At 67.7% G+C, this 12,515-nt stretch carries 19 protein-coding genes; 14 read left to right on the top strand and 5 right to left on the bottom strand.

From position 1 onward, the window contains the following. Window positions 1-48: 48 nt before the first annotated feature. From bluB to I7S92_RS04940, 7 genes are all read left to right on the top strand, one after another. Window positions 49-633 (top strand): 5,6-dimethylbenzimidazole synthase, encoded by a 585-nt coding sequence (bluB, locus tag I7S92_RS04970; protein ID WP_242070081.1) that lies wholly within the window; start codon window positions 49-51, stop codon window positions 631-633. Next, the gene (rimM, locus tag I7S92_RS04965) at window positions 633-1,136 is read left to right on the top strand and encodes a ribosome maturation factor RimM (RefSeq protein ID WP_197642379.1); all 504 of its coding nucleotides are present in this window, start codon (window positions 633-635) and stop codon (window positions 1,134-1,136) included. The genes bluB and rimM overlap by 1 nt, the downstream gene beginning before the upstream one ends. A 42-nt stretch (window positions 1,137-1,178) precedes the next feature. Beyond that, window positions 1,179-2,147, top strand: a complete 969-nt coding sequence (locus tag I7S92_RS04960; RefSeq protein WP_197642378.1) for a hypothetical protein — start codon at window positions 1,179-1,181, stop codon at window positions 2,145-2,147. A 39-nt stretch (window positions 2,148-2,186) separates the two neighbouring features. Further along, window positions 2,187-2,987, top strand: a complete 801-nt coding sequence (gene trmD / locus I7S92_RS04955) for a tRNA (guanosine(37)-N1)-methyltransferase TrmD (RefSeq protein WP_197642377.1) — start codon at window positions 2,187-2,189, stop codon at window positions 2,985-2,987. Window positions 2,988-3,243: 256 nt separating this feature from the next. Next, window positions 3,244-3,618, top strand: coding sequence for a 50S ribosomal protein L19 (gene rplS / locus I7S92_RS04950; protein ID WP_197642376.1), 375 nt, complete (start codon window positions 3,244-3,246; stop codon window positions 3,616-3,618). Between the two features lie 11 nt (window positions 3,619-3,629). Then, window positions 3,630-3,851: a 50S ribosomal protein L31 gene (gene rpmE, locus I7S92_RS04945; RefSeq protein ID WP_197642375.1), complete on the top strand. Its 222-nt coding sequence runs from the start codon at window positions 3,630-3,632 to the stop codon at window positions 3,849-3,851. A gap of 158 nt (window positions 3,852-4,009) precedes the next feature. Beyond that, on the top strand, window positions 4,010-4,792 hold the full coding sequence (locus I7S92_RS04940; protein WP_197642443.1) for a division plane positioning ATPase MipZ: 783 nt from the start codon (window positions 4,010-4,012) through the stop codon (window positions 4,790-4,792). Here I7S92_RS04940 and I7S92_RS04935 read toward each other — a convergent pair. Then, window positions 4,761-4,940 carry a hypothetical protein gene (locus I7S92_RS04935; protein ID WP_197642374.1) on the bottom strand — a complete coding sequence of 60 codons (180 nt, stop codon included), beginning with the start codon at window positions 4,938-4,940 and terminating at the stop codon, window positions 4,761-4,763. The genes I7S92_RS04940 and I7S92_RS04935 overlap by 32 nt on opposite strands. Before the next feature lie 117 nt (window positions 4,941-5,057). Next, on the bottom strand, window positions 5,058-5,399 hold the full coding sequence (locus tag I7S92_RS04930) for an ArsR/SmtB family transcription factor (RefSeq protein ID WP_197642373.1): 342 nt from the start codon (window positions 5,397-5,399) through the stop codon (window positions 5,058-5,060). A 180-nt stretch (window positions 5,400-5,579) separates the two neighbouring features. On the opposite strand from I7S92_RS04930, the gene I7S92_RS04925 reads away from it, so the two are divergent. From I7S92_RS04925 to I7S92_RS04905, 5 genes are all read left to right on the top strand, one after another. Further along, window positions 5,580-5,906, top strand: a complete 327-nt coding sequence (locus tag I7S92_RS04925) for an AtpZ/AtpI family protein (RefSeq protein ID WP_197642372.1) — start codon at window positions 5,580-5,582, stop codon at window positions 5,904-5,906. 2 nt (window positions 5,907-5,908) lie between these two features. After that, window positions 5,909-6,664, top strand: a complete 756-nt coding sequence (locus I7S92_RS04920; RefSeq protein WP_197642371.1) for a F0F1 ATP synthase subunit A — start codon at window positions 5,909-5,911, stop codon at window positions 6,662-6,664. Between the two features lie 45 nt (window positions 6,665-6,709). Next, window positions 6,710-6,946: a F0F1 ATP synthase subunit C gene (locus I7S92_RS04915; RefSeq protein WP_197642370.1), complete on the top strand. Its 237-nt coding sequence runs from the start codon at window positions 6,710-6,712 to the stop codon at window positions 6,944-6,946. A 68-nt stretch (window positions 6,947-7,014) separates the two neighbouring features. Beyond that, the gene (locus tag I7S92_RS04910) at window positions 7,015-7,539 is read left to right on the top strand and encodes a F0F1 ATP synthase subunit B' (protein ID WP_197642369.1); all 525 of its coding nucleotides are present in this window, start codon (window positions 7,015-7,017) and stop codon (window positions 7,537-7,539) included. Window positions 7,540-7,543: 4 nt separating this feature from the next. Further along, complete coding sequence (locus I7S92_RS04905; RefSeq protein WP_197642368.1) at window positions 7,544-8,098, top strand: F0F1 ATP synthase subunit B; 555 nt, start codon at window positions 7,544-7,546, stop codon at window positions 8,096-8,098. A gap of 120 nt (window positions 8,099-8,218) precedes the next feature. On the opposite strand, the gene I7S92_RS04900 is transcribed toward I7S92_RS04905, so the two are convergent. The 3 genes from I7S92_RS04900 to I7S92_RS04890 all read right to left on the bottom strand — a co-directional run bounded on the left by I7S92_RS04900 (window position 8,219) and on the right by I7S92_RS04890 (window position 10,692). Continuing rightward, the gene (locus tag I7S92_RS04900) at window positions 8,219-8,986 is read right to left on the bottom strand and encodes a FadR/GntR family transcriptional regulator (RefSeq protein WP_197642367.1); all 768 of its coding nucleotides are present in this window, start codon (window positions 8,984-8,986) and stop codon (window positions 8,219-8,221) included. Between the two features lie 105 nt (window positions 8,987-9,091). Beyond that, window positions 9,092-9,748 (bottom strand): YiaD family glycine zipper/OmpA-like lipoprotein, encoded by a 657-nt coding sequence (locus I7S92_RS04895; protein WP_197642366.1) that lies wholly within the window; start codon window positions 9,746-9,748, stop codon window positions 9,092-9,094. A 113-nt stretch (window positions 9,749-9,861) separates the two neighbouring features. After that, window positions 9,862-10,692: a methylated-DNA--[protein]-cysteine S-methyltransferase gene (locus I7S92_RS04890; RefSeq protein WP_197642365.1), complete on the bottom strand. Its 831-nt coding sequence runs from the start codon at window positions 10,690-10,692 to the stop codon at window positions 9,862-9,864. Window positions 10,693-10,872: 180 nt separating this feature from the next. On the opposite strand from I7S92_RS04890, the gene nth reads away from it, so the two are divergent. Together nth and I7S92_RS04880 are read left to right on the top strand one after the other, a co-directional pair. Continuing rightward, window positions 10,873-11,517, top strand: a complete 645-nt coding sequence (nth, locus tag I7S92_RS04885; protein ID WP_197642364.1) for an endonuclease III — start codon at window positions 10,873-10,875, stop codon at window positions 11,515-11,517. Next, entirely contained in the window at window positions 11,514-12,497 is a 984-nt protein-coding gene (locus I7S92_RS04880) for an adenosine kinase (protein ID WP_197642363.1), read from the top strand. The genes nth and I7S92_RS04880 overlap by 4 nt, the downstream gene beginning before the upstream one ends. Window positions 12,498-12,515 lie beyond the last annotated feature (18 nt).

Genomic DNA, 12,515 nt, shown 5'->3' with positions numbered 1-12,515 from the left:
GTGACCGGCCAGTTCAGCCCTGCCTTCCGGGAAGAGCTGGCCGCTCTCATGCGGTGGCGGCGCGACGTGCGCCGCTTCCGCGCCGACCCCGTGCCCGAGGATAGCCTCGCGCGCGCCCTGCAGGTCTTTGCGCTGGCTCCCTCGGTGGGCCTTTCCGAACCCTGGCGCCTCCTGCGGGTCGAAAGCCCCGCCCGTCGCGCCGCCTGCCTTGCCAATTTCCGCGACTGCAACGCCCGGGCCCTGGACGGCTTCGACGGCGACCGCGCCGCGACCTACAGCCGCCTCAAGCTCTCGGGCATGGCCGAGGCCCCGATCCAGCTTGCCGTCTTCTGCGACGACACCACGACCAAGGGCGCGGGCCTCGGCGCCGCGACCATGCCGGAGACCCGCGCCTATTCCGTCGTCGGGGCCATCATCCACCTCTGGCTCGCGCTCAGGGCCGAGGGGCTGGGTCTTGGCTGGATCTCGATCCTCGATCCCCTCCGGCTGGCGACGGAGCTTGACGTTCCCGACGGCTGGCGTTTCATCGGCTATCTCTGCATCGGTTGGCCCGAGGAGGACGACATCGTGCCCGAACTGGAACGCGCCGGCTGGGAAAGCCGTTCGCCCGCCCTGCATATGGAGAGGCGCTGATGTCCGACCGCATCTGCATCGGCGCCATCGCCGGGGCCTTCGGCGTCGGCGGCGAGGTGCGGCTGAAAAGCTTCTGCGCCGAGCCTTCCGACATCGCCACCTATGGCCCGCTGACCTCCGAGGACGGCAGCCGCGCCTTCCAGATCGCCCTGACCCGCCCCGTCGCGGGCGGTTTCGGCGCCCGGATCCAGGGCATCGCCACCCGCGAGGAGGCCGAAGCCCTGCGCGGCACCAGCCTTTACGTCACCCGCGACCGCCTGCCCAGTCTGCCGGATGACGAGTTCTACCATGCCGACCTGATCGGCCTTTCCGCCTTCGACACCGGCGGGGTGCTTCTGGGCAAGGTCACGGCGGTGCATAATCACGGCGCGGGGGATATCGTCGAAATATCTCCACCCGGTCACAAATCGGCCCTGCTTTTGCCCTTTACCAAGGCAATCGTGCCCAATGTCGATCTTTCGGCCGGTCGATTGATCGTCGACCTGCCCGAGGATGTTGAATAGCTCGGCCCGCCATGGCCAGGTGGTGCGGCAAGGGGGATCAGGATGCCCAATCGCATGCGGCTTCTGAAAGGGGCAACGGCGCTTCTCTACATCGGCCCGCTTTTCGCGGGGATGTGCGGCTTCGGCTGGGGCCTCGTGCTGCCCTTTTCGGCGATCTTCGTGGTCTGGCTGATGATCCTGCGCCCCGAGCAATGGCCCGCCTCACCGGAGGAATGGCTGACGGGCAGCGCCTGGCTTGCCGCGCTGGCGCAGGTCCTGTCGCAGGTCGCGCTGGTCGCAGTCCTTTTCGGCATCGGCCGGGGCATCGGTGCCGTCGCCGGGGTCTTGCCGGTGGTGAACCCGGTGCTGCCGCTCTCGGTCTCCTTCCTCGCCATCCCGATCTGCCGCATGCTCTGGGACGCGCGCGAGGCCGCCGACCAGGGCATCTTCCTGGATGACGAGGCCGCCGCCGCCCATCTTCCCCGCGTCGCGGCCGAGGCCGGCAATGCCGTCACCCCGCTGCTGAACCTGCCCGACGATGCCCCGGACTCCCAGATCTCCGAGGCCGTCGCCCGCATCCTGGGCGGGACGGGCGGCGATGTCCGGCTCAAGGCGCTGGCCGCCGCGCTGTCCAATCCCGCCCGCAGCCATGCCGCCTTGCGCCGTGCGCTGGTGATGTGGGCGACCGAGCCCGAGATCATCGCGCCCGGCCGCGTCCCCCATGCCGCCGCTTCCGCCTTCGCCATCGCCGAAGGCAATCCCGATCTTTTGCGCCTCTTCGTGCCGCGCGCGCTGGCGCTGGTCGCGGCCTTCCCCTTCCGCGCCCAGGGGTTCCCCACCGCCGCCCGCCTGCGCCAGGCCGCCGCCGCCGGGATGAGCGCCGATCCGAACGCCGACCTTCCGGCGCATCTGCGCGACGACCTGCGCGACGGGTTGCGCGCGCTGGCCCGCGCGGTCGAGGCCGCCCTTCAGGACGCGCCCGAGCCCCCTGCCGCAGAACCCGTCCGCGCCTCCACCGCCCGGCACGCCTGATCCCTTTCCCGGCGCAGGGTTTCGCGCTAAAGCCGGGCCATGTCCGACGATCCGCCCAAAAGCCACGGCCGCCTGTCGATCCGCGCCAGCCTGCAACCCCGCGACCTGATGGAGGAACCGCGGCTGGTGAAAGGTGCCTGGATCGCCAGGGTCATCACCCTCTTCCCCGAGGCTTTCCCCGGCACGCTGGGCCTGTCGCTGACCGGCAAGGCGCTGGACATGGGCCGCTGGCGGCTGGAGACGATCGACCTGCGCCCCTTCGGCGAAGGCCGGCACCGTAACGTCGACGACACGCCCGCCGGCGGCGGCGCGGGCATGGTGCTGCGCGCCGATGTGGTGGATGCGGCCTTCCGTGCCGCCGGCGAAGGCACGCCCGCCGACCGCGCCCGCTGGCCGGTCGTCTATCTCTCGCCGCGGGGGCGGCCTTTCGACCAGGCCACCGCCCGCCGTCTTGCCGCCTGCGACGGCGTGACCCTCCTCTGCGGCCGGTTCGAGGGGGTGGACCAGCGCGTTCTCGACCGTCACCGGGTCGAGGAGATCAGCCTCGGCGATTTCGTCCTGACCGGCGGCGAGATCGCGGCCCAGGCGCTGCTGGACGCGACCGTGCGCCTTCTTCCCGGCGTCCTCGGCAATGCCGCCTCGACCGAGGAGGAAAGCTTTTCCGACGGCCTGCTGGAACATCCGCAATACACCCGTCCCGCCGTCTGGGAAGGGCAGGAGATCCCCGCCGTCCTGCAATCGGGCAACCATGCCGAGATCGCGAAATGGCGCCGCGCCCAGGCCGAGGAACTGACCCGCGCCCGCAGGCCGGACCTCTGGAACAAGCGTAGGGTGCGCTAAAGCGCACCTTCCGGCCCCCTTGACCGGACCCCGCCTTCCTCCTATACGCGGCCGGTCCGGGGCGGAATGCCCGTCGGACCCGATTCCCCTTGCCTGCCTGCCTTCTTCCGCAGGGTCGCCGCAGGGGGGCGGACCACACCAAGCAGGCGCCACCTGCGGCGGGCTCCCTGGCCTTCAGGGGGGACCCGGACGAAGACCGAAAGCTCTGGCGCGGCATCACCTCTGCGGCACACCGCAGGCAAAACGGAGACAGCGCATGAACCTCATCGCGCAGATCGAGGCGGAGCAGATCGCCGCCCTCGGCAAGACCATCCCAGATTTCAAGGCCGGCGACACGGTTCGCGTCGGCTACAAGGTGACCGAAGGCTCGCGCAGCCGCGTTCAGGCCTATGAAGGCGTCTGCATCGGCCGCAAGGGCGGCGCGACCCTGTCCGCCTCGTTCACCGTCCGCAAGATCTCCTTCGGCGAAGGCGTGGAGCGCGTGTTCCCGCTCTACTCGACCAACATCGACTCGATCGAGGTCGTCCGTCGCGGCAAGGTCCGCCGCGCCAAGCTGTATTACCTGCGTTCGCGCCGCGGCAAATCCGCCCGGATCGCCGAAGACGCGACCTACAAAGCCAAAGCCGAATAAGGAGCGGGACGATGAAAGCCGAGATTCACCCCGATTACCACACGATCACCGTCAAGATGACCGACGGCTCGACCTACCAGACCCGTTCGACCTGGGGCAAGGACGGCGACACCATGTCGCTCGACATCGACCCCTTGGCGCATCCGGCCTGGACCGGCCAGCAGGCCAAGCTGATGGACACCGGCGGCCGCGTGTCGAAGTTCAAGAACAAATACGCCGGCCTGGGCTTCTGATCCCGCCGGCGTTTCGGAAAAAGGGGCGCGTGGCGACACGCGCCCCTTTGCGTTTGCGCCGCTGAAATCGCCCGGCCGACCCCACCTATCCACAGCTTCCCGCTTCCGTCCACCATCCCTTGCGCATATGACGACATCCGGGAAGCATGGGAAGCGGTATGGCGCATATCATCGTCGTCGGGAACGAGAAGGGCGGCTCGGGCAAGTCCACCACCTGCATGCATGTCGCCACCGCTCTTGCGCGGCTGGGGCAGCGCGTCGGCGCGGTCGATCTTGACCTGCGGCAACGCTCCTTCGCCCGCTACCTCGAGAACCGCCGCGCCTATCTGGACCGGGCCGGTCTCGATCTGCCCACCCCCGAATACCGCGACCTGCCCGAGGGCGAGGTCCAGGATGCCCGCCTGACCCAGGCGGTCGAGGAGCTGGACGCGCGCTGCGAGTTCATCGTGATCGACTGCCCCGGCAGCCATACCCGGCTGTCGCAGCTGGCGCATACGATGGCCGACACGCTGATCACGCCGCTGAACGACAGTTTCGTGGATTTCGACCTGCTTGCCCGCGTCGATCCCACCACGGGCAGGGTCAAGGGCCCTTCGATCTATGCCGAGATGGTCTGGGGCGCGCGGCAGATGCGCGCCGAGGCGGGGCTGAAGCCGATCGACTGGATCGTGGTGCGCAACCGGCTGGGCACCCAGGCCATGCACAACAAGAAGAAGGTCGGCGCCGCGCTGGAGGAACTGTCCCGCCGCATCGGCTTTCGCGTCCTGCCCGGCTTTTCCGAGCGCGTGATCTTCCGCGAGCTGTTCCCTCGCGGCCTGACGCTGCTCGACCTCAAGGATACCGGGATCGACCAGCTGAGCCTGTCGAACATCGCCGCCCGGCAGGAATTGCGCGACCTGATGGCCGGGCTCAGGCTTCCGGGTCCGATGGGCGGCTTCTGAACACCGGCCCGCCAAGGCCCGCCTGGTTCACCACCCGCGCCCGGTTCACCATCTTCAGGCGCTTGTCGAAGATGCTCAGTTCCTCCTCCGCGGGCTTCTCCTTCTTCAGACCGATCTTCCGCAGCAGGGTCAGGGCCTTTTCCATCATCGCGTCCTCTTGCCGTTGCCCCCCATATCCTGCGCAAGCAGGGCAGGACTGTGGCAAGCCGTGGCTGGTTCTGGGACATGTCTGCAGCAGACAGAAACGGATTGTTTCGTCTGGTATTCAGAGCCCGTCGTCCGGCTCCGGCTGTAACTCCACCGCAAGGAACCGCTCGAAGGCGTCCAGGTCCAGCGGCTCGAACTGGCCGAAACCGCGCATCCAGACCGAGGCCGCCCGCAGCGCGTCCGGCTCCAGCTTGCACCAGATCACCCGGCCCCGTTTCTCGCGGCTGATCAGCCCGGCCTCGGCCAACACCGCCAGATGTTTCGAGATCGCGGCAAGGCTGACCCGGAACGGCTCGGCGACATCGGTGACGGCCATGTCGTCCTCCAGCAGCATGGCCAGGATCGCCCGCCGGGTCGGGTCGGCCAAGGCAGAGAAGACGGCATCCAGACGGTCGCTCATCGCGCGACTATCCGCCGCCCGCGGCGGATCGTCAACCTCGCGGTTGAATATGCCAGGGCCGCCCCGCCGGACTGCCGCCAGAAAAGACAGCACGTTTTCAAAGGCTTGCCTCGCGACCTGCCCGCTTGACTCTGCGCCCTCCGGCCCCTAGTTTCCGCCGCGACCGTAAAGGGCCTGCCCATGGAGTCTGAACCCGATCCCGACCGGCTGCGCGCGCTTGAGGCGCGGCTGGAACAGGCGAAGGAAAAGCCCGGGGTGGAAAGGTCCGCCACGGGCAAGGGTTTCTCGCAGGGCGAGGTGGCCTGGAGGATGGTGATCGAGCTGGCGACCGGCATCATGCTGGGGGCCGCCATCGGTTACGGGATCGACGCTCTCGCGGGCACGCTTCCCATCTTCCTGATCATCTTCTCGCTCTTCGGCTTCGCCGCGGGCATCAAGACGATGCTGGGCACGGCGAGGGAACTGGGACGAAAGGCCGGCAAGGCCGGGAACGACGAAGGGAACTGACGATGGCGACGGAAGAGCACGGCAGCGGGCTGCAGATCCACCCGATGGATCAGTTCGTGGTCAAGCCGCTGTTCGGCGACGGTCCGGTCGAGTGGTATACCCCGACCAACGTCACCCTCTGGATGGGCATCGCCATCCTGGCCGTGGTGGCGCTTCTGGTCCTGTCCACCCGCCGCCGCGCCATCGTCCCCTCGCGCGGGCAATCGGTGGCCGAGCTGTTCTACGGCTTCATCCACAAGATGGTGGAAGACGTCACCGGCCATGAAGGGCTGAAGTACTTCCCCTATGTCATGACCCTCTTCATGTTCGTCTTCCTGTCGAACATGCTGGGCCTGATCCCGATGTCCTTCACCACCACCTCGCATATCGCGGTGACCGCGGTGCTGGCGCTGCTGGTGTTCCTGACCGTCACCCTGGTCGGCTTCTACCGCAAGGGCATCGGCTTCCTGGCGATGTTCTGGGTCTCCTCGGCGCCCCTGGCGCTGCGCCCCGTCCTCGCGCTGATCGAACTGATCTCCTATTTCGTGCGTCCGGTCTCGCACTCCATCCGTCTTGGCGGCAACCTGATGGCCGGTCACGCCGTGATCAAGGTCTTCGCGGGCTTCGCCGGCGTGATGGGCGTGGCCTCGATCGTCCCGATCGCCGGGATCGCCGCGATCTACGGGCTGGAAATCCTCGTCGCGGCCGTCCAGGCCTATGTCTTCACCATTCTGACCTGCGTGTATCTGCGTGACGCCGTCGGCGACGCGCACCACTAGGCCCGAACCCCAACCATCAACATTCCATTCCATAGGAGATACATCATGGAAGGCGAACTCGCGCTCCTCGGCAAATACATCGGTGCCGGCCTGGCCACCATCGGTCTCGGCGGCGCCGGCATCGGCGTGGGCCATGTCGCCGGCAACTTCCTGGCCGGCGCCCTGCGCAACCCCTCGGCCGCTGCCGGTCAGACCGCGACCCTCTTCGTCGGCATCGCCTTCGCGGAAGCTCTCGGGATCTTCTCGTTCCTGATCGCTCTGCTGCTGATGTTCGCCGTCTGATCTTTCCCGCCTGATTTCCGGGCCAGTCCGCGGGCTGGCCCTGGTTCCAAGGGTTCAGGAGAGACGAGATGGCAACCGAAGCAACTGCCGAGGCGGGAAAGGCAGTGGGCATGCCCCAGCTGGATTTCTCGACCTGGCCGAACCAGATCTTCTGGCTTCTGGTCACGCTGGTCGTGATCTACCTCGTGCTGTCCAAGGTCGCCCTGCCGCGCATCGGCGCGGTGCTGGCGGATCGGAAAAGCACGATCACCAACGATCTCGCTGCGGCGGAAGAGCTGAAGCAGAAGGCGGTCGCGGCCGAGAAGGCCTATAACGACGCGCTGGCCAATGCCCGTACCGAAGCGGCCAAGATCATCGCGGCCGCGAAGGCCGAGATCCAGAAGGACCTCGACGCCGCAACCGCGAAAGCGGATGCCGAGATTTCGGCCAAGGCCGCCGAGTCCGAGAAATCCATCGCCGCGATCCGCGACGGCGCCGCTGCGGCGGTCGCCGAAGTGGCCCGCGACACGGCGGCGGAGCTGGTGGCGGCGCTTGGCGGCTCGGCCGATGCGGCGGCCGTCGGCGCGGCGGTCACCGAACGGCTGAAAGGGTAAGACGATGAAACGGCTTTCCATCCTCTTCGCCCTGCTCGCCAGCCCCGCGCTGGCGGCCTCGGGCCCGTTCTTCTCGCTGCAGAACTCGAACTTCGTGGTTCTGGTGGCGTTCATTGCCTTCGTGGCGCTTCTGGTCTACGTCAAGGTTCCCTCGCGGCTGACCGGAATGCTCGATGCCCGCGCGGCGGTGATCAAGTCCGAACTGGACGAGGCGCGCAGCCTGCGGGAAGAAGCAAAGACGATCCTCGCGACCTATGAGCGTCGCCAGAAAGAGGTTCAGGAACAGGCCGAGCGCATCGTCGCCCAGGCCCGGGACGAGGCTCTGTCGGCGGCCGAACAGGCCAAGGCGGACCTCAAGGCCTCGATCGCCCGTCGGCTGGCTGCGGCGACCGAACAGATCGCCTCTGCCGAGGCCGGCGCCATCCGCCAGGTCCGCGAACAGGCGGTTTCGGTTGCCGTCGCGGCGGCCGGGGACGTGTTGGCCAAGCAGATGACCGCCGATGCGGCTTCGGCTTCGATCGACGCGGCCATCGCCCAGGTCGAAGCCCGCCTGCACTGACGGCCGAAGACAATATCCTTGAAGCGGCGGCCTCCGCAAAGGGCCGCCGTTTTCATATGGAGCGGCAAATCTTTTCGAAAAGATTTGCAAAATCCTTCGAAGGATTTTGGCCCCCCGGCCCTAGCGCCGCGCCTCATGGTCCAGCCGCTGCCGCGCAATCGCCTCGTGCTTTTCCGCGCGCAGCTGTTCGGCGAAGGCCTGCTCGACATAGGCAAGATGCGCCTCGACCGCCGCCCGCGCCGCCGCCGGGTCGCGCGCCTGCAGCGCCGTGTTCATCGCCCGGTGCTGGTCCAGAAGCTGGTCGCGCGTCATCCGGTTGCGGAACAGCATCTGCCGGTTGTAGAATACTCCCTGCCGCAGAAGGTCGAACATCGACCGCAGCATGTGCAGCATGATGACATTGTGGCTCGCCTCGATGATCGCCATGTGGAACTCGGCGTCCAGCTGCGCCTCGTCCGAAGGATCGCGCTTCTGGTGCGCGGCCTCCATCTTGCGGAAGATCGTGTCGATCACGCGCAGGTCGGTCTCCGAGCCCAGCTTCGCCGCCCGCTCTGCCGCCAGGCCCTCGATGTCGCGGCGGAAGGCGATGTAGTCCGACACCGCCTCGTCATGGGAGGCGAAGAGCTGGATCAGCGCCGGCGAGAAGGCCGAGCCCAGCACATCCGCGACGAACACGCCCGAGCCTGCCCGGCTGACCAGCAACCCCCGCTCCGACAGATCCGCCAGCGCATCGCGCAGCGAGGGACGCGAGACGCCCAGCTCCTCTGCCAGGTCACGTTCCGAGGGCAGGCGCTCCCCCGGCCGCAAGATGCCGCGCAGGATCAGTTGCTCGATCTGCCGCACGACGGTCTGCGACAGCTTCTCGGGGGTCACTTTTACGAAGGGCATGGCGCAATCCGGCTGATTGGTTTGAAATTATGACCAAAACGCGGGATGCACAACGGAAAAGGGGCCGGCCAGCCGGCCGGCCCCTTCTCGGTGTAAGGCCGCCGATCAGCGCGTCGGGCGGATGATGATCTCGACCCGGCGGTTCTTGGCGCGACCGTCCGGCGTCAGGTTCGACGCGATCGGCTGGTCCTCGCCCCGGCCATAGGCCGCGATCCGCGCGCCCGGCACGCCGCTTTCGCGCAGTACGCCCGCCACCGCCACGGCGCGGCGCTGTGACAGGTCCTGGTTATAGGCGGCCGACCCGGTGTTGTCGGTATGGCCGATCACCTCGATCCGGCTGTTGGGATATTTCATCAGGCTCGACGCCACGGTGTAGAGGTCCGAGCGCAGGTCCGGCCGGACCGAGGCGCTGTCGACCGCGAACAGCAGATCCTGCGGCATCTGCACGACCAGATAATCGCCATGGTTGATCACGCTGATGTTCGAGTTGAGCGAGCCGCGCAGTTCCGCCGCCTGGCGGTCCAGGTCCGCGCCGATCAGCGCCCCGGTCCCCGCGCCGAGCGCCCCGCCGATGATCGCGCCCTTCAGCCTGTCGTCATCGCTCGAGACCGCGGCCCCGGAGACCGCACCCACGATGCCGCCGATAACCGCGCCGCTGCGCTGGCGGGCGTTCGGATCGTCGGGATAGGCATTCGGATCGACGCAGGCGGTCAGGAACAGGGTTCCGGCCGCAGCCAGGATCAGGGGGGTCTTCATCATCATTCTCGCTCTCGCCTCGATGTTGCCGTCGGGCCGGTTCGCCGGTCCCGCGCCATATTACATGAACGCCCGCCGGACGAAGCCGGTTCCCTGCGATTTCGGCAGGGTTCCGCGCATCACAAACCCGTGCGCGCGGCCTCCCAGGCCAGCATCGCGCGCTTGCGCGGCAGACCCCAGTGATAGCCGCCCAGCCCCCCGTCACGGCGCAGCGCCCGGTGGCAGGGAATCAGGAAGCTGATCGGGTTTCGTCCCACGGCAGTCCCCACGGCCCGGTGCGCCTGCGGATGGCCGATCGCGCCCGCGATGTCGGCATAGGTCGTCACATGGCCCGAGGGGATCGACAAGAGCGCCTCCCAGACCTTGATCTGGAACGGCCCGCCCAGAAGATGCAGCCGCGTCGCCTCGCCCCGGAAGGCCGCCTCCACCATCGGGCGGATCGCATCGGGGTCCTCGACGAATTCCGCCCCCGGCCAGCGCCGCATCATGTCCTCCAGCGCGGCCGGATCGCCGATTTCATCGGCAAAGCCCATGCCGCAGATGCCCCGGTCTGTCGCCATGGCAAGGGCCGGGCCGAAGGGGCTCTCGAACCAGCCCCAGCGGATCACCAGCCCCGCGCCGCCCCGCGCGTACTCGCCCGGCGACATCGCCTCCCAGGTCAGGAACAGGTCGTGCAGGCGGCCCGGCCCGGAAAGTCCAGCCGCCAACGCCGTTCCCAGCATCGTATGGCGCTCCGCCAGCAGGCGGCGGGCATGGCCCAGCACCAGATATTGCTGATACCGCTTCGGGCTGACCCCGACCCACTGGCTGAACAGCCGCTGGAAATGCGCGGGACTCATCTGCATCCTTGCGGCCAGATCCTCAAGGCCGAGCGACGGCCCTTCGGCGTCGATCACCTGCAGGGCGCGGCCGATCACCTGGTAGTGGTAGGAGGGGGAAAGGTCGTTCATGGCTTTTGTCCGGCTGGGGGGCTGCTCCTCGTTCGACTTCGTCTCCTCCTCGCGCGGGGTCCCCTGCGAGGAGTGCACAAAGTGCTCGACGAGCCTCCTGCAATCTAGCCCCTCGCCTTGCCCGCCGCGACCCGTTTCCTGCGCCTTGTCCGGCGCCGCGTTTCATGCTGCAAGGGGCGCATGACCCCACAGCTTCCTTATGCCACGCTGAAACAGATCTTCGCCCGCTTCGCCGAGGCCGAGCCGCACCCGAAGGGCGAGCTGGAGCACACCAACGCCTTCACCCTGCTGGTCGCCGTGGCGCTTTCGGCCCAGGCCACCGATGCCGGCGTGAACAAGGCCACCCGCAAGCTTTTCCAGATCGCCGACACGCCGGAAAAGATGCTGGCCCTTGGCGAGGAGGGGCTGATCGAGCACATCAGAACCATCGGCCTCTACCGCAACAAGGCGAAGAACGTCATCAGGCTCTCGCGCCTGCTGATCGAGAATTTCGGTGGCGAGGTGCCAAGCTCCCGCGCCGCGCTCACCACCCTGCCGGGGGTGGGGCGCAAGACCGCGAATGTGGTGCTGAACATGTGGTTCCACCACCCGGCCCAGGCGGTCGACACCCATATCTTCCGCGTCGGCAACCGCACCGGCATCGCGCCGGGCAAGGACGAGGCCGCCGTCGAGCGCGCGATCGAGGACAATGTCCCCGCCGAATACCAGGGCCACGCGCATCACTGGCTTATCCTGCACGGCCGGTATATCTGCACTGCGCGCAACCCAAAATGCGGCATCTGCCCGATCCGGGACTGGTGCCTTTACCCGGAGAAGACCGCATGAAGTCCTACCAGGTCGTCGGCATCGGCAATGCCATCGTCGATGTGTTCTCCTCGGCCGACGACAGCTTCCTCGACCTGATGGGCATCCAGAAGGGCATCATGCAGCTGGTCGAGCGCGAGCGGGGCGAGCTTCTGTACAGCGCGATGACCAACCGCCAGCAGGCGCCCGGCGGGTCGGTGGCGAACACGCTGGCGGGACTGGGCAACCTCGGCCTGACCACCGCCTTCATCGGCCGCGTCCATGACGACGCGCTGGGGCGGTTCTACGCGCAGACCATGGCGCAGGAAGGCACCGATTTCGTCAATCCGCCGGTTCGGGGAGGGGAGCTTCCCACCTCGCGCAGCATGATCTTCGTCGCGCCCGATGGCGAGCGGTCGATGAACACCTACCTCGGGATTTCGTCCGAGCTTGGCCCCGACGACGTGTCGGATTCGGTGGCGGGCAAGGCCGAGATCCTGTTCCTCGAGGGCTATCTCTACGACAAGCCCAAGGGCAAGCAGGCTTTCGAGCGCGCGGTCGAGCTTTGCCACCGCGCCGGAGGCAAGGCCGGGATCGCGCTCAGCGACCCGTTCTGCGTCGATCGCCACCGCGACGACTTCCGCCGCCTGGTGAAGTCGCTGGACTATGTGATCGGCAACGAGCACGAGTGGTCCTCGCTCTACCAGACCGACCTTTCCGGCGCGCTGGAGCAGGCGGCGCGCGATTCGGGCCTCGTGGTCTGCACCCGGTCGGGCCATGACGTGATCGTCGTGCGCGGGGCGGAAGAGGCGGTGGTCCCGGTCCGCCGCGTGGTGCCGGTGGATGCCACCGGGGCAGGGGACCAGTTCGCTGCCGGGTTCCTCTATGGCCTGGCGACCGGCCAGCCGCTTGCCACGGCGGGCCGGATGGGCTGCGTCGCGGCGGCCGAGGTGATCAGCCATTTCGGTGCAAGGCCCGAGACCGACCTGAAGGCGCTGTTCCGCAAGGAAGGGCTGATCTGACGATCCCTGGGTGGGTGA

The organism is Tabrizicola soli (assembly GCF_015999335.1).
In the GTDB taxonomy this organism is placed as follows: domain Bacteria; phylum Pseudomonadota; class Alphaproteobacteria; order Rhodobacterales; family Rhodobacteraceae; genus Tabrizicola; species Tabrizicola soli.
This window is presented reverse-complemented; position numbering and strand designations above follow the sequence as displayed.